This is a genomic window from Novosphingobium sp., from assembly GCF_965214355.1.
Classification (GTDB): domain Bacteria; phylum Pseudomonadota; class Alphaproteobacteria; order Sphingomonadales; family Sphingomonadaceae; genus Novosphingobium.
This window is the reverse complement of the sequence record NZ_CBDCBI010000002.1, coordinates 1399083-1414302: the sequence shown is the minus strand read 5'-3', so window position 1 is coordinate 1414302 and position 15220 is coordinate 1399083. Positions and strand designations below refer to the sequence as shown.

Below are 15220 nucleotides of genomic sequence, written 5' to 3'. Positions count from 1 at the left end.
TACTTTGGAAGCGGCCGTTGGCGCCGTTTGCGATGCGATTCAACCCGGCGCGCCCGGAAGCCCCCTCATCACTTCCTCTGCCGGGTCGGGCATGGTCCCCCAGTCCCGATTCGAAAACTGTTATTCCACGAGGGGACGGATGCGGGCGATCAGCGCCGCAATGCGTTCGGCCGCTTCGCTGAATGTCTTCACATCGGCGCGATTGTTGTTGCCACGCGCTTCCTTGGCGGATTCGCTGTAGCCTTCCATGTCCGCTTCGAGAGCGTCCAGGATGATTTCGGCTTCGTCTTCGGTCAGGGTGAGTTTGATCGACATGGCTTGGGTCCTGTAATGGAAATCACCGGCCCCTGAGCATATGCGCGCGCGATCGTCTAGACTGAACCTGCAGCCGGTTGCACGCGGCGCGCCTTGACCATCGCGATCACCGGCATTGCCGGAAACAGCCACTGTTCGCGGATCGACAGGCGCTTGCGCTCGTCCTGGCCGACCACTTCGGCCTCGCCATTGCGGAAGGTGCCGAACATGCGGTCGATCACGATCAGCGAATTGGCATAGTTGCAGCGCGTGTCTTCATAGGGGACCGAATGGTGCAGGCTGTGATGGCGGATCGTGGTGAACACGAACGCATACCAGCGCGGCGGGTCCAGCCGCACGTTGGCATGCGCGAACGACGACACCGCGACGCCGATATTGGCAGCGCACAGCACTGCGGTCAGGGGCACATCGAGCAGCGCGATCACCGACAGGCTGATCAGGAACAGCTCGATCGGGTTACCCACTGCGCCTTTCATCGTGTTGAGCTGGGTAATGTGGTGATGCGGCGCATGGACCAACCACAGGGGCGTGAAATTGTGCATGCCGCGGTGCATCCAGTACTGGCCGAATTCGACCAGGAAGATAACCAGTGCGACTTGTGCAACGAACGGCAGGTGCGCAATCCATGGCGTGCCCAGACCAAGCGCGACCTTGAACGCTTTCAGCGGATCTTCGGCCAGGTGCGACGTCAGGAAATCGATCGCGGTAAAGCCGAGCACGACATAAAACACATCGGTGAAAAACTCCTGGCGAGTCATACGCCAGCCGATGTGCCGCTCCTTGACCCATTCGAGCGCCTGAATCAGCGCGGTCGTGGCAATCACCGCAAACAGGATCGCATTGGGATTGTTGACCCAGGCGGGGGGAGCAAGCCACCAGAACGCGATGATCACCGCGATAAATGCGGGTTGGACGAGGCTGAAAAGAATGGCTTTCATCGTTTATTCCGTGTCGATCCCGTTCGTTCGGCATGCTTGTGCGCCAGCGATAGCCGCAAAAGGGTGCCCCACAGATACGTCACTTGCCGTATGTGTCACAGCGTGGCTGGCAGGCGCCGATAAAGCAAACGAGATCTGTTCAGGGCTTGAACAACCCGCCTCCTCCCGACGCATCCCTGGCGATTTCGTCGCGCTCGGCACGCGATTCGCGCAATTCCGCCCTGGTTTCGTGCAGCAGATGCGTCAGGTCGGCGACCGCCTGGGTCAGCGCATAGACTTCGCTTTCGCGCAACTGGTCGAGCTTCTGGTGGAGCAGCTCGATTTCGAGCTCGGCCTTGATATTGACTTGGTAATCGCAGGCCGCCGCCTCGCGATCGATATCCTGCTGCCGGTTCTGGCTCATCATGATGAACGGCGCGGCATAGGCGGCCTGAAACGACAGCGCCAGGTTGAGCAGGATGAACGGATAGGGGTCCCATTTCTGGACGTACGCCGTGACATTGAGCACGATCCACAGGAACAGCAAGCCTGACTGGATGATGATGAATTTCCACGATCCCATTGCCGCGGCAACCGTGTCGGCAACCTTCTGCCCCACTGTCAGATGCGCAGTGCCCTCGTGCGCATCGCGCGCCTTGCGCATGCGATCGGCGCGCCGCGTCTTGCGGATTTCATGCAGAATGGTTTCTTCAGCTGCTTCCAGGAGGTGTCTGGTCGTCACAATCGGGTTCATCGGCGGGGCAACTTTCCTGGGGTGCTGGCTCGGCACTTAGCGCAACACGCGCGATAACCCATGCGAAATTCCCGGCGTCAACACATCGATGAGGCATCGGACTTGTCAAAGGCATATGCCTTAGCTAGGTATTTAGCCAGGGAGTTCTTCGATGGCCCAGTTTTCGGTTCATGACGCCAAAACCAATTTGTCCCGCCTGATTGCCCAAGCGCTGGCTGGTGGTGACGTTGTCATTGCGCGCGGCAACATTCCCGTCGTGCGTCTGGTGCCATTGGAACCGCGCGGCCATCGGCAATTCGGCGCGCTCAAAGGCAAGATCGCGATGGGCGAGCACTTTGACGAGCCCCTGCCCGACGAGGAACTGGACGGCTGGAACCCTGCTTGAAGCTCCTGCTCGATACCCATGCGCTGATCTGGTGGCTGGCCGGCGATGATGCACTCAGCGTGTCTGCACGAGAAGCCATTGCGAACCTGGACAATACCATTGCGATCAGCGCTGCGTCTGCAATGGAAGTTGCGACCAAATTCCGGATCGGCAAACTGGAGCACGCAGCGCGGCTGGCGCAGAATTTTGCAGACGCGGTTGCTGCGCAAGGGTTTTTCGAATTGCCCATCACCGTTCGCCATGCCCAATTCGCCGGATCGTTGGCTATCGCCCACAAGGATCCGTTCGATCGCCTGTTGATTGCGCAAGCGCTTGTCGAAGACATGACGCTGGTATCTAACGAAACGATGTTCGACGGGTTTGCTGTCAAGCGGCTTTGGTGAACGCACCGTTTGCGCAAAGGCAGCGGGACCCCGGATCAAATCCGGGGCGACGAGGGATGGGTCGGCATACATGGATCATACGTTGACATCACCCGCGCTAATGCCTGTCATAATTTGCGTGCGAAGGCCGTTGCGTAGTCTGCGCGCATCATGCAGTTTTGCGTTTTTGAGGAACAGGCTTGGATATGACGAACGGCAGCGCGATCGATCCAGCCTATGACTATATCATCGTCGGTGCGGGCAGCGCCGGATGCGTGCTCGCCAGCCGCCTGACCGAGGACGGTCACAACCGGGTGCTGCTGCTCGAATCCGGCGGATCGGACCGGTCGCTGTATATCCAGATGCCCGCTGCGCTGGCCATTCCGATGAACACCAAACGGTGGAACTGGGGCTATGAAAGCGAGCCCGAGCCGCATCTCAACAACCGCCGGCTGAATTGCCCGCGCGGCAAGGGCCTGGGCGGGTCGTCATCGATCAACGGGCTGGTTTATGTGCGCGGCAATCCGCTCGATTTCGAACGGTGGGAAGACGAAGGCGCGCGCGGCTGGGGCTATGCGCAAGTCCTGCCCTATTTCAGACGCGCCGAGACGCGCAAGGAAGGCGGCAATGCGTATCGCGGCGGCGACGGGCCGCTGTCGACCACCTATGGCTCGTTGAAGAACCCGCTGCACCAGGCGTGGATCGATGCCGCCAGGCAGGCCGGGTATACCGAAACCGAGGATTACAACGGGTTCCGTCAGGAAGGCTTTGGCCGGATGGACATGACCGTGCGCAATGGCGAGCGCTGTTCCTCGGCCAAGGCGTACCTGTATGACGCGGTCAAGCGCCCCAACCTGACTGTCATCCAGCACGCGCTCGCGAGCCGTATCGTGTTCGAAGGCAAACGCGCGGTCGGCGTCGCCTACGAACAGGGCGGCACGATGCACGAAGTGCGCGCGGGCAAGGAGGTCATCCTCGCCGGCGGCCCCATCAACACGGTGCAATTGCTCAAGCTGTCGGGCATCGGCCCCGCCGAAGAGCTTTCGGCGCTGGGCATCCCGGTCGTGGCCGATCGCGCGGGCGTCGGTGCCAACCTGCAGGATCATCTGGAATTCTATTTCCAGGTCGCGTGCAGCCAGCCGATCACGCTGTTCGGCAGCGCCAACCTGATCGGCAAGGCGCTGGTCGGCGCCGAATGGCTGCTGCGCAAGACCGGCCTTGGCGCCTCGAACCATTTCGAAAGCTGCGGCTTTATCCGCAGCAATGCCGGGGTGAAATATCCCGACATCCAGTACCATTTCTTTCCGATGGCGATCAATTACGACGGCTCGTCGCTCGCCACCGAGCATGGCTATCAGGCGCATGTCGGATCGATGCGCAGCAAGAGCCGCGGCACCGTCACCTTGCGCAGCGCCGATCCGCACGACAAGCCCAAGATCCTGTTCAACTATATGAGCGATCCGCAGGACTGGGTGGAAATGCGCCAATGCGTGCGCCTGACGCGCGAAATCTTTGCGCAGGATGCGTTTGCGCCGTTCCGTGGCCGCGAGATCCAGCCCGGCGCCGATTGCGTGACCGATGCGCAGATCGACGACTTTATCCGCGAGCATGTCGAAAGCGCGCTGCACCCGTCATGCACCTGCAAGATGGGCCGCGCGAACGATCCGCTGGCGGTGGTCGATCCGGAATTGCGCGTGATCGGGGTCGAAGGTTTGCGGATCGTCGACAGCTCGGTCATGCCCTCGATCACCACCGGCAATCTCAATGCGCCGAGCATCATGATCGGCGAGAAAGGGGCTGATCACATCCTGGGACGGCCGATGCTGGCGCCGGCGAACGAACCGTTTTACGTTCACCCCGAATGGGAAACCCAGCAACGATGATCGGTGAAGACCTCGCGATTGCGCAAAGCCTGCCGGGCGATGTGGCACATCCTCCCCACGGCGATGCGGGCACCGGAGAACTGCATCGCACGCTCGACTGGAAGGGCGCATTCTGGGCATCATCGGGCGTACCTGCCGGCGTACTGCTGACTGTTGGCGGAATTGCCGCCACGATCGGGCAGCCGAGCTGGGTCGTGTGGATCGTCTCGATCATGATGGGGTTTGTGCAAAGCTTCGTCTACGCCGAGATCGCCGGGCTCTATCCGCACAAATCGGGCGGCGCGTCGGTCTACGGCGCGGCGGCGTGGCTGCCCTACAGCAAATTTGTCGCGCCGGTTTCGGTCTGGGCCAACTGGCTGGCATGGTCGCCGGTGCTGACGCTCGCGACCAGCCTTGGCGCAGGCTATATCATGGCGGTGCTGTTTGCCCCCACGGCCGCGATCAATCACTGGCAGATCACGCTGATGGACCTGGGCCTCGTGCGCCCGGGGCTGACGCTGCGGATCAATGCGGTATCGCTGATTGCGACCGCATTCCTGCTGCTGACCTTTGTGATGCAGCATCATGGCGCGGCGCGCGCGGCGTATATTCAAAAAATCCTTGGTGCCGCGTGCCTGGCGCCGCTGATCCTGGTCGGCCTGATCCCGCTGATTACCGGCGATCTGCCCAGCGACCGGCTGTTCCCCTTGCTGCCGATGGTGCACGCCGCCGGGGCCGTGCATTTCGGTACGTGGAATGCCTATGGCCTGACGCTGCTGATGGGCGCAATGTTCGGCGCTGGCTGGTCGACGTACGGGTTCGAGACCGCGGTGTGCTACACGCGTGAATTCGGCAATCCCGCGCGCGACACGCCGCGCGCGATCATCGCGTCGGGCATCCTGTGCATCCTGATCTTCTCGCTGGTGCCGCTGGCGTTCCAGGCCTCGCTCGGTCTTGAACGCATGCTTGCGCCCGATATCTATGACGGGTCGGGCGTGGCGCAGGCGTTGGCCTCGATCGTGGTCAAGGGTATCGGCGCGGCGGCGACCAGCCGCACGGGGATCATCGTCGCCAATGTGTTCATCGCGATGCTGATCCTGTCATTGCTACTGATCGTGATGACCTCGATGATGGGATCGTCACGCACGCTGTACCAGGCATCGGTCGATGGCTGGCTGCCGAAATACCTCAGCCGTGTGAATGCCCACGGTGCGCCCACCGCGGCGATGTGGACCGACCTCGGCTTCAACCTGATCCTGCTGCTGGCGTCCGACTATTTCGCGGTGCTGATGATCAGCAACGTCTGCTACCTGGCGTTCAATTTCCTCAACCTCCAGGCCGGCTGGATCCACCGCATCGACCGGCCGGAGCGCGAACGCCCGTTCCGCTGCCCCACGTGGTTGCTGGCGCTGGGCTGCACGTTCGGGTTTATCAACATGGTGTTCATGGGCGCCGGCGCCGAAGTGTGGGGCGCAGGAACCTTGCGCAACGGGCTGATCGCGCTGCTGCTGATCGTGCCGGTGTTTGCGTTCCGGCATTATGTGCAGGACAAGGGCGTGTTTCCGCGCTCGCTGGTCGACGATTACGCACTGGACGGCAACGGGCGCATGGTGCGCAAGGCTGGCGTGCTGCCATGGGTGACTTTGGCGGCGTGCGCGGCGGTGATTGCAGGGGCGCACGCCCTGGCGCGATTGTAGGTTTCGGGGCTGATACGGCAAGCGCACGCCAAACCATTACCCGCTACCGGGCATCTGGCTGCCCTTAATTGGCGCTGTCCGCCGCGTGAAAGGTGACCTGGTTGATCACTTCGGGCGCGTCGTGGAGGCGCACGAACAGTGTACTATCCGGCCCCGGCTTCGCATCCGCCAAGGGCCTGGGAACCGCGAGCGTCGTGCCGGGATAGCCGTCGGCAACGCTTGTCGCGCTGTCGAACCCGCGCGTGGCCGATACCGAGGCCAGCAGATAGAGCGCGTCGCCGCGCAGCGTGCATTTGCCTGCCGTGCCGGTCTTGCAATCGAGCGCCTTGAGCGTGGGCAGTCGCACCATTGTGCCGACCCCGAGCCAGTCACCCGCGACATCACCGCGCATCAGCCTGACGCGCAACGGGCCATAGGCCGAACTGCCCAGCGCCTGGGCCGGGGTCAGGCTGACCACCAGGATCGTGGGATCGACCAGCGTGAGGCCGCTGCCCACGGTCAGGTGGGCCACGGTGTCATTGCCGGTGGTGCCGACTTCGACCGCATCGCGCCCGGCAAATTTGTCACCCGGTTCCGCCTTGAGCGTAAAACTGAGCCGCGCATTTGCCGGGATCTCGTCCGTGTTGCCCAGTTGAAACGTCGGAGCATTCGCGGATTCGGGCGTTGGCGGTTCGGACACGCGCGCAATGATCCGCGCGGCAGGCGGCGGCGCCTTGGCTGGCGGCGCGACCATCAATGTGGCCGGCGCAGTCCCCTTGGGCCCTTCTATGCTGATCGCAATCTGGTCGTGCCGGTCTTCCTTTGCCGGCAACACGATCGTGATTTCGTCGGGGCCCACAGGTTTCCAGCTTGCCGGTTGCGGCGTGCCGTGCGGCGCCGTTGCCGTGACGGACACGATGCAGGCCGATGCTGCGCCGGTCAGCGTCAGCGGGCCGTCATCCTTGCTTGTGGTCTTGCCCGCATCCTTGCGCTGCCAATGCCATGCGCCCGGCACTGCCAGCGCCACGTCGGGCCCGGTAAACGGCTCGAACCCCCACATACCGTGCAGCGTTGCGGACATCGGCCCGGTGCTGTCGGCCGGCAGCGTCGCGCCGGGCGCGATGACCAGGCCGCCGCGAACCGGATCGGGCACAACCGGCAGATCGGCCGCGGCGTCGCCTGCAAGATGTACGCGCAACGTCAGGTCGTGGGCAAAATCGGTGGCATAATAGAGCGGGCTGATGGTCACCGGGACGATCGGTTGCTTTGCGCCCAGGCACGCCGCCACGGCACCGGGTTCGCGATGCGGCACCAGCGCCATTGCCGGCTTGACCTCGGGCAAGGCGACCATCAACACCGATTTCGGATCGGCAAACGAGGGCGGCGTGTTGAGCACCAGCGCCAGATTGCCACCGCGCGCCAGCCCCAGCGCGGGAATGTACTGATACCGGGCGGTGCGCATCGCGCCAAAAATCCCGACGATGTCGCGGATCGCACCGATGTAAGGGCTGTAATAGCCTGCGCCACCCTGCGGTGTCGCGCTCAGGTTCAGCAGCAGGTCGGCCGCAGCGCCGGTCAGTGTACTGGTATTGGCGGCGCCATCACCACCAAGCACCACCGACTGCTTCGAATCGAGCAGGCAGGCGGCCTGAAACTCGGCCTGGCGTTGCAGGCACTCGTCGTTGATCTTGATTCGCAGGCTGCCCGCAATCACCGGCGCATCATGGACCAGCGTATCGGGCGCCTTGGCCGCGACCCGCCGGATAGTGGCCAGATAGGTCTCGAACCGGCTGCGATCGAGCGACGCCTGTTCCAGATCCTGCGCAGCGCGGACAAAGGCACCCGGGCGCGCCTGCACCGCCTTGCGCAAGGTGGCAAAATCGCCGCCCGTCGCCGGCGCCATGAACAGCACCAGATGGTTGGCGCCGGCCGGCACGGTCAGATTGAGTGCGCCGCCGCCGCGCCGCGCCGCTTTCCATGTCTCCGACCGGAAAAACCAGCTGTCGGGTGGCGGATTGGTCGGGTCGCGCAGAAACGCGGCGACCAGCAGGTAATGCGCGTTTTCGCTCGCGGGCAGGACCACCTGCACCCTGACCGTGTCGCCGGGCGCCAGTTGGGGCACCGACGCGATCGGCAGCGTGACCCCCTGCCGCGTGACCGCAACGGTGATGTTCGGGCCCGCCAGGTCGAAAGGCGCGGGATCAGCCCATGCCTGCGCGCCCGGCCAGCACAGCGCAAGGCACAGGGCAGGCAGACAGGCCATGGTCATGGTGACGTTGCGAACAGTGCGCATCATGGGAACTCGATCGGGATAGGGGCGGCGAAACAGGGGCGGCAAGCGATAGCGAACAGGCGTGTGCGCGTGGTTTTAAAAAGATGCAATGTTACGCGCGATGAACAAGGTTTGTCGGCAGGTGCCGCGTCGGTTGCGCAAGCCAAGGACCTGGCCACACTCGACGCAGCCTGCAAGCCTTGGAGCTTGCGCGCAGTATGGCGCGCTGCCAGAAGGCCGGCGTGAGATTACGGAAGGTGGGGTGGCTTTGTGAGCTACGAATATAGCAGCAGCAGCAGTCAGAACTTCACCTTTCCCAACCCGTTGCGCGAACACAATCTGTTTGTCGGCGCGGCGGCGGCGATATCCGGGCTGACCGGGTTCATCCTGTTGTTTCAGGCGCGTGCCGCCTTGCGCAGCGGCGCGCATCTCGAGGCGCTCGCGGCCGCGGCTGTCGCTTTTGCGCTGATGATGGTCGGCGGATACCTGCTGTTCCAGGTGTTCAGCCAGTTGCGCTTTTTCTTCGGTCGTGGCCGCCCGCAAGGGCTGGCACCGCAACTGGCGCCAGACCAGATCGGCACAAGCACACCAGCCGAGGCCGTGATCAAGGAATCGCTGCGGCAACAGGCGCTCGAATATCCCGAGCCCGCCGACCCGCTGTCGGGCCTGCTCTATTCGCTGGTGCCCGACCTGATCTATGCCCCGCGCCCCGTGCGCGCCTTTGCCGAACGGCAGTTTCAGGCGGGTATCCTCACCGTGGCACTGCTCGGCGGGCTGCTCATCTCGGCGATCCTGGGTGACGGCGAAGGCGGCCGCGTGTCTGGCTGGGTCGCGATCATCCTGTTCGTCATTTCCGCGCCCAGTCTGCTCAATCCGCGATCGGGCGCCAATGCGGATCTTGGCATCAGCGTATTGTCGGTGCCCAAGATGGCCGCATTGATCGCGTTTTCGGTGCTCGGCCCGGTCGCGATCGCGCTGGTCGGCAACAGCCTGCCCGCGCCGCCGTTCGGCATCGGCGCGACCACGCTGTTGTTGCTGCTGGTGCTGGCCGGCGTGCTCCACGGCCTGTTCTTCACCGCCGTCATCCGGCACCGCATGGCCGCACCATCGACCACCGTGTCGATGATCCAGGACACCTGGAACATTTCGGTCAATCCCGCGATGCTGTCGGCCGAATTCATGCGCGCGATGCAGGACGGCTGGTGGGAAAAGATCCCCAACCGCCGCTATTGCCGGATCGATCCGATCGTAAACCTGGCCGACCGCACCGGCGAATTCCGGGGCAGCATCGTCGAGGAAACCCAGCCCGTGCCATTCGTGATCGATGGCGCGCGGATCGAGGGCGAGCCCGACGGCGACCGGCCGTTTGCCTCGGGCAATCCGATGATCATCACTTTGATCAACGGCTATGCGCTGCTGCTGGTGCTGGTCGCGTCGGTTGCCAGTTTTTTGCTGGTCGGCGCGCTGACCGGTGGTGGGTCGGGCGTCGGGTCACTTGCGGCATGCACGCTGTTTGTGTGGGCGCTGGCCAAGGCGGCGTTTGCCGTCGCGCGGTTCCTGCGCCTGCGCTTCGATTTCCGGTCGACCGTGATCTGGATGGAAATGAACGGCACATACGCCGCCGCCGAAGTCGCGCAGGGCAACCGCTATACGTCGAACCTCCATGCCAGCAGCCAGGTCGTGCAGATCGAAGGCATGACGTTCCGGCTGTGGGTCGCCGAAGTCCACTCCGCCGCGTTCGGCAAGGATGGTGCGCGCTATATGCTGTCGATGCTGGGCAAACCCGACCTCGCGGCTGCTTTGGCGAAACGCCTGAAGGATTTCATCACCAGCCAGGCTACGCTCGTCTCGGTCGGCAGCACCGGCGACCAGGAACGCGCCCAACGCAGCGCGATGATGAATGCGCAGCTGAACCTGGGCAATGGCACGCTGCCGTTCGACCGCCTGCCGACACGCAATGGTGGGGATTAGGGGCGCTAACCCTACATCATCGTCGCCCCGCCTTTATGCGGAACACACAGGTCTGGCGTCAGCGCGAAAGCAAGCGGGATCCCGGGTCAAGCCCGGGATGACGAGAAGTGGGTGCTTGCGGATCAGGTGGGGCTACGTGATCCGCCGCAACCCGCTCGCCCCGATTCGCACCAGATCGCGCGCCAGTTTCCAATCCGCCCGCAACCACACCCCGAATTCCTGCGGCGCCAGGATCAGCGGCAAAGTCGCTACTTTCTCCGCCGGATACAACCCATCCCCCGCCACGGTGATCATCGCAAAACTTACCACTTCGGAATCGCGCCAGATCCCTGCGCACGCAAACACAGGTTGATCCTCGACCCCGAACCAGTCCCGCCCCCCGCGAAACGCCGTCATCGGGATCAGGCACCGGTATTCGCTATGCCGCAAAGTGCCGATCCAGAACGGGCTTTCCAGATTGCGCACATGCGTCACCACGTTCAACCCGCGCGGCGGAGGCGGCACACCCCACAGGCGCGGCACCAGCCGGCGCGTGTCCCGCCCCTGCACCACCACCGGCGCAAATCCTCCGGGCACGACGCCCCCGCCCTGCCACACATCGCGCCCTGCCTGCGCGCCCAAAGCCACCGCGATCTCGTCCGCCGTTGCATCGAGCCGGTACATCAGCCCAGCCGCAGGCCGAGTTCGGCAATCAGCAACGCCGCCTGCTCGCGCGAGATGACCGCACCGCGAAACAGGGTTGCATCGACCAGCCGCAATCCGCCCAGATCGCATGCACGCAAATCCGCCTTGTCGAACCGCGCGCCGGCCAGATTTGCATCGCGCAGGCTGCACCCGTCGAGCACCGCCTCGCGAAAATCGGCCTTGCGCAAATCGGCCTGCCCGAAATCGACCTTGCGCAGGGTCTGCCGCTTGAACGAAAACCCCGGCAGCCTGGCCCCGATCAACAGGCACTCCTCGAACTGCACATCGATCGCGGTCGCGTCCGACAGGTCCGCCCCGGTCAGCTTGCACCCGGTAAACCGCGCCCCGGCGAGGCGCGCCATGCGAAACGGCACATTGTTGAAATCGCACGATGCGAACACTGCGTCGGTCAGATCCGCGCGCACCAGCCCCGCCATTCCCGCCCGGCACGACTGCCACTGCGCGCCTTCGAGCCGCGCCCCGGCCAGTTCCGCCCGGCGCACATCGCACCGTTCGAACCGCCACCCGCTGAGATCGAGGCCCGACAAGTCCGCATCGGCGAGATCGCAATCGATCAGATGCACCGGCGTGCCGGTCAATGCCGCCACCTCGGCGCGCGTCAATGTCTGGTCGGTGATCATGCGGTCGGGTTCCATCGCCCTTTCCTAACCGGCCCGGCGGGCGGCGTCGCCAATCATCTGCGCTGCGGAACCCGAAAAAGATTGGGCGGTTATGCTCTGAAAGGAGAGCCGTCATGCCCCAGGGTGACAAGTCGAGCTATACCGACAAGCAAAAACGCAAGGCCCAACATATCGAAGAGGGCTACGAGCAGCGCGGCGTGGCCAAGGATGAAGCCGAAGCCCGGGCGTGGGCGACGGTCAACAAGACATCGGGTGGCGGCAACAAGTCGGGATCAGGTCGCGGTCATGCGGAAAACCAGGAAAGCGCACGCAAAGGCGGCCATATCGGCAGTTCGAGCCAAGGCCATTCGGACCGTTCAGCGGCTGCCAGGAAGGGCTGGGAAACCCGGCGACAGCGTGCGGGCGGTTGAATGTCTGAGCTTGCGATGAGCAGTCCCGCTACGCCCCGCGCGGCGCTGTTTGATATCGACGGCACGCTGATCGATAGCAACGAACTGCATGTCAAAGCATGGAACGAGGCGTTTCGCGAGGCGGGTTGCGAGATCGCGCTCGACAGCATTCGCGCCCAGATCGGTAAAGGTGGCGACAACCTGCTCCCCGCCTTGCTTCCTGACGCCGGCAATGATGTACACCAACGAATATCCAAGCGGAATGGAGAGATATTCAAGTCCCGATATCTTGCACTCGCGCGTCCTTTTGCGGGTGCGACAGCATTGTTGCGCAAAGTGCATGCGGATCGCTGGCAGGTGGTTCTGGCGTCTTCGGCCGAGCGCGCAGAGATCGATCATTATATCGATTTGCTCGGAGTCGCTGATGTTGTGGCGGCGAGTACAGGCATTGACGATGTCAAGCAGTCGAAGCCAGCGCCGGACATTTTCGCTGCGTCGCTACACAAAGTGAGCGTCGCGCCCGAGAATGCCGTCGTAATCGGTGATACGGTCTGGGATATCGAAGCGGCGGCAAAAATCGGGGTGCGAAGCGTTGCCGTGCGTTCAGGTGGTGTGACGACCAGCGCTCTCAAGCAAGCAGGCGCGAGTGTCGTTTATGAAAATGCGGAGGCGTTGCTGGCGCACTATCATACTTCGCCGTTCGCCGGTTTTTGAGTCAGGACATTCGACTACCGATTACTAGTTCCAGCTCAGGATCAGTCGGCCATTGGCGGGCACGCGGTATTCGACCCGGTCCTTGCCGCGTCTGATGGGGCGCAGCGGATCGCCCCCCGCCGTCTGCACGGTGAAACGGGGCAGCGCCGCCCGCCCGGTCCGCACCATCGCCAGCATGGCGGCGCAGGTTTCGCCGCCTTCGAGCATGACGCTGATGGCCCGTTCACCGGTGCGTTCGCTCGCCATGATGAAATGATCGCAGAACAGGCGAAACGGCGAGTCCGCCACCGTATGAAAGGCGCGCGAGGCAAAGACCAGTGCCGCCCCCGCGCCATAGATTTCCTGCCCGACCTGGCCTGCAGGTTGACCATCGACATACAGGTCTTCGAGCGGAAACGACAGGTCGCGATCGATGTGGCCGTTGCGGTTGTCCGTGGCCAGCGCATCCGCCGGCAGCGCATCGGGATAGAAATACCATGCCCGGTCGAGCGCATAGCGGCAATATTCGCTGATCAGCATGCGCGCGGCCGGTTCGAGTTCGGGGCCGCTGTCGCGCAAGTAGTGTTCGAAGGCGCAGAAACTGTCGAAGCACTCGTAGATCGCCATGTAGGGCGCATCCTGCAGGCAAGTCACCCCCAGAAAATTGCGATAGCTCGCGGCGCGCTCGATCTCGGATTCCCAGATGACGCAGTTGTGAAAAAAGCTGGCGAGATAGACATAGCTCTGTTCGCGGTAGCGCTCGACATTGGTGATCCGCCACAACCGCAGGCACGCGGCCGCGCCCCACGCCGTCAGATTGGCCTGATAGTTCAGATTGAAACGCATGCCTTCGGCCGCATCGATGGCAGCCTGCGCCTCGTGCAGAAACCGGTCCTCGCGCGTCAGTTCATAACCCTGCAGCATGACCCAGGCATACATTCCGCCAACGTCGGTCTGTCCGCGATCGTCGGCCCCGGCAACACGCGTGATCACCGAGAAATCGACAACGTTGTACTGGATCGGCCATTTGTATTTGAAATGCCGGGCCGCCTTGATCCCGAAATCCACCGACCGCACAAACAGGTCGCGCGCCTTGTCGTTTCCGGCAATCGCCAGGCGGCCCAGGTTCATCAGCGGGTGATACAGATACCAGCTGTCGACGGCATCGGCGTCCTTGTCCTTGCCGACATTGGGCAAATAGCGCCGGATCGATTTGAGCGCCGGATCATAGAATTTTTCGAGCCCCGCCTCGAATTCACCCTGCAACGCGATCGGCGTATCGCGCCACAAGGCAAAGTCGTGCATCGGCGCAATCAACGCCATCTGCACCATGCTGTCGGGATATTCGGCCTGGGTATAGGGATGCGCATAGCGGTGGCCATAATGCTTGATCGTGGCCTTGGGCGACGTGTCGAGATCATCCAGCGTGCGCCCCGCGCGTTCGACCCAATCATGATATTCGACCGGCGGCAGATCGAGCGCAGTATAGGCGGCGCCGAGCATCTGGATGAAGCGCCGGGCTGAATCACGTTCATCGGGCGGAGTTCGATCACGCAGGACCAGGATGGCGTCGGAGATGGTCACCGGCTTACCCTTTGGCAGCGGTGCCGTGGGCGGCGTACCGCTTTGCGGCGGCGTGGGCGGCAGATACCCCAGCTCTGGCCACAAACCGCCAACTGCGCCGGCAGGCGTGGTATGGGTTGCGCGGTAGTATGCGTTCATTGCGGTCAGGTTCTGCAGGTACAGCACGCTGCCCAGTTCGGGGCGGTCGATATGAAAATACAACAGGCCGGCGTTGAGACCGCGTTGCGCTGCCTCGACTATGCCCGACGCGCGCGCGGGATCGTCGTGCGCGTCAAGCGGATAGAGATCGCGCGGCACAAACGGCAGCAGCAGGGGCGCTGCGGGAGTGAGATCGACTGTCGCGCGGAACCGATGCAAGTCCAGCCCATCGGTTTTCAGCATGACGACATGGCGGCCCATCGCGCTATCGGCGCGCAGGCGCAGCGTTTCGCCCGGATGCGCGCGTTGGCGGCGCACCGTTTCGAAACCACCGGGCGCAAACGCCAGGCGCAGGGCCAGGCCGCCTTGTCCCGGGCGGCGCACGATGGCCCATAGCGAGTCGCACCCCTGGCAGACATCCACCCGCATGTCACCCAGCGGAAACGTTTCCATAACGCGCATCGATTGCGCGGCAAGTTCTGCTCGCAGCGACAAGACGTATGGGCTCAATCCCTCGTGCAGGACGCGATCGGCTTTTTCGACCAACTGTCCGGCATAGTCCATGTCATCCCTCCCA

General features: G+C 63.3%; 14 protein-coding genes. 7 read left to right on the top strand and 7 right to left on the bottom strand.

What is annotated here, in order from left to right; translation table 11 throughout:
• Nucleotides 1–120: 120 nt before the first annotated feature.
• From ACOOE2_RS06950 to ACOOE2_RS06940, 3 genes are all read right to left on the bottom strand, one after another.
• The gene (locus ACOOE2_RS06950; RefSeq protein WP_420382289.1) at nt 121–315 is read right to left on the bottom strand and encodes a hypothetical protein; all 195 of its coding nucleotides are present in this window, start codon (nt 313–315) and stop codon (nt 121–123) included.
• A 56-nt stretch (nt 316–371) separates the two neighbouring features.
• Nucleotides 372–1253 (bottom strand): sterol desaturase family protein, encoded by an 882-nt coding sequence (locus ACOOE2_RS06945; protein WP_420382288.1) that lies wholly within the window; start codon nt 1251–1253, stop codon nt 372–374.
• Between the two features lie 139 nt (nt 1254–1392).
• Nucleotides 1393–1974: a DUF1003 domain-containing protein gene (locus ACOOE2_RS06940; RefSeq protein ID WP_420382287.1), complete on the bottom strand. Its 582-nt coding sequence runs from the start codon at nt 1972–1974 to the stop codon at nt 1393–1395.
• A gap of 163 nt (nt 1975–2137) precedes the next feature.
• On the opposite strand from ACOOE2_RS06940, the gene ACOOE2_RS06935 reads away from it, so the two are divergent.
• The 4 genes from ACOOE2_RS06935 (at nt 2138) to ACOOE2_RS06920 (ending at nt 6292) form a co-directional block, all read left to right on the top strand.
• A complete protein-coding gene (locus tag ACOOE2_RS06935) occupies nt 2138–2371 on the top strand; it encodes a type II toxin-antitoxin system Phd/YefM family antitoxin (protein WP_420382286.1) in 234 nt (77 codons plus the stop codon).
• Nucleotides 2368–2754 (top strand): type II toxin-antitoxin system VapC family toxin, encoded by a 387-nt coding sequence (locus ACOOE2_RS06930; RefSeq protein WP_420382285.1) that lies wholly within the window; start codon nt 2368–2370, stop codon nt 2752–2754. Before ACOOE2_RS06935 ends, ACOOE2_RS06930 begins: the two co-directional genes overlap by 4 nt.
• Nucleotides 2755–2939: 185 nt before the next feature.
• Entirely contained in the window at nt 2940–4616 is a 1677-nt protein-coding gene (gene betA, locus ACOOE2_RS06925) for a choline dehydrogenase (RefSeq protein ID WP_420382284.1), read from the top strand.
• Nucleotides 4613–6292 carry an APC family permease gene (locus ACOOE2_RS06920; RefSeq protein WP_420382283.1) on the top strand — a complete coding sequence of 560 codons (1680 nt, stop codon included), beginning with the start codon at nt 4613–4615 and terminating at the stop codon, nt 6290–6292. Before betA ends, ACOOE2_RS06920 begins: the two co-directional genes overlap by 4 nt.
• 64 nt (nt 6293–6356) lie before the next feature.
• On the opposite strand, the gene ACOOE2_RS06915 is transcribed toward ACOOE2_RS06920, so the two are convergent.
• Nucleotides 6357–8567 carry a hypothetical protein gene (locus ACOOE2_RS06915; RefSeq protein ID WP_420382282.1) on the bottom strand — a complete coding sequence of 737 codons (2211 nt, stop codon included), beginning with the start codon at nt 8565–8567 and terminating at the stop codon, nt 6357–6359.
• 246 nt (nt 8568–8813) lie between these two features.
• Here ACOOE2_RS06915 and ACOOE2_RS06910 point away from each other — a divergent pair, with 246 nt between their 5' ends.
• Nucleotides 8814–10514 carry a hypothetical protein gene (locus ACOOE2_RS06910; protein WP_420382281.1) on the top strand — a complete coding sequence of 567 codons (1701 nt, stop codon included), beginning with the start codon at nt 8814–8816 and terminating at the stop codon, nt 10512–10514.
• A gap of 132 nt (nt 10515–10646) precedes the next feature.
• Here ACOOE2_RS06910 and ACOOE2_RS06905 read toward each other — a convergent pair whose 3' ends face one another.
• Together ACOOE2_RS06905 and ACOOE2_RS06900 are read right to left on the bottom strand one after the other, a co-directional pair.
• Nucleotides 10647–11177, bottom strand: coding sequence for a DUF159 family protein (locus ACOOE2_RS06905; protein ID WP_420382280.1), 531 nt, complete (start codon nt 11175–11177; stop codon nt 10647–10649).
• Complete coding sequence (locus ACOOE2_RS06900) at nt 11177–11854, bottom strand: pentapeptide repeat-containing protein (protein ID WP_420382279.1); 678 nt, start codon at nt 11852–11854, stop codon at nt 11177–11179. The genes ACOOE2_RS06905 and ACOOE2_RS06900 overlap by 1 nt, the downstream gene beginning before the upstream one ends.
• A gap of 98 nt (nt 11855–11952) precedes the next feature.
• On the opposite strand from ACOOE2_RS06900, the gene ACOOE2_RS06895 reads away from it, so the two are divergent.
• Nucleotides 11953–12249: a plasmid stabilization protein gene (locus ACOOE2_RS06895; protein WP_420382278.1), complete on the top strand. Its 297-nt coding sequence runs from the start codon at nt 11953–11955 to the stop codon at nt 12247–12249.
• Complete coding sequence (locus tag ACOOE2_RS06890) at nt 12250–12942, top strand: HAD family hydrolase (protein WP_420382277.1); 693 nt, start codon at nt 12250–12252, stop codon at nt 12940–12942. It abuts the gene before it with no gap.
• Nucleotides 12943–12966: 24 nt separating this feature from the next.
• Here ACOOE2_RS06890 and ACOOE2_RS06885 read toward each other — a convergent pair whose 3' ends face one another.
• Nucleotides 12967–15207 carry a hypothetical protein gene (locus ACOOE2_RS06885; protein ID WP_420382276.1) on the bottom strand — a complete coding sequence of 747 codons (2241 nt, stop codon included), beginning with the start codon at nt 15205–15207 and terminating at the stop codon, nt 12967–12969.
• Nucleotides 15208–15220: the final 13 nt, after the last annotated feature.

Excerpts from the sequence above, each read along its gene's own strand:
- ACOOE2_RS06905 (WP_420382280.1), bottom strand. The coding sequence starts at position 11,177 with ATGTACCGGCTCGATGCAACGGCGGACGAGATCGCGGTGGCTTTGGGC.
- ACOOE2_RS06945 (WP_420382288.1), bottom strand. The coding sequence starts at position 1,253 with ATGAAAGCCATTCTTTTCAGCCTCGTCCAACCCGCATTTATCGCGGTG.
- ACOOE2_RS06895 (WP_420382278.1), top strand. The coding sequence starts at position 11,953 with ATGCCCCAGGGTGACAAGTCGAGCTATACCGACAAGCAAAAACGCAAG.
- ACOOE2_RS06950 (WP_420382289.1), bottom strand. The coding sequence starts at position 315 with ATGTCGATCAAACTCACCCTGACCGAAGACGAAGCCGAAATCATCCTG.
- ACOOE2_RS06920 (WP_420382283.1), top strand. The coding sequence starts at position 4,613 with ATGATCGGTGAAGACCTCGCGATTGCGCAAAGCCTGCCGGGCGATGTG.
- betA (WP_420382284.1), top strand. The coding sequence starts at position 2,940 with ATGACGAACGGCAGCGCGATCGATCCAGCCTATGACTATATCATCGTC.
- ACOOE2_RS06885 (WP_420382276.1), bottom strand. The coding sequence starts at position 15,207 with ATGGACTATGCCGGACAGTTGGTCGAAAAAGCCGATCGCGTCCTGCAC.
- ACOOE2_RS06900 (WP_420382279.1), bottom strand. The coding sequence starts at position 11,854 with ATGGAACCCGACCGCATGATCACCGACCAGACATTGACGCGCGCCGAG.
- ACOOE2_RS06890 (WP_420382277.1), top strand. The coding sequence starts at position 12,250 with ATGTCTGAGCTTGCGATGAGCAGTCCCGCTACGCCCCGCGCGGCGCTG.
- ACOOE2_RS06915 (WP_420382282.1), bottom strand. The coding sequence starts at position 8,567 with ATGATGCGCACTGTTCGCAACGTCACCATGACCATGGCCTGTCTGCCT.
- ACOOE2_RS06935 (WP_420382286.1), top strand. The coding sequence starts at position 2,138 with ATGGCCCAGTTTTCGGTTCATGACGCCAAAACCAATTTGTCCCGCCTG.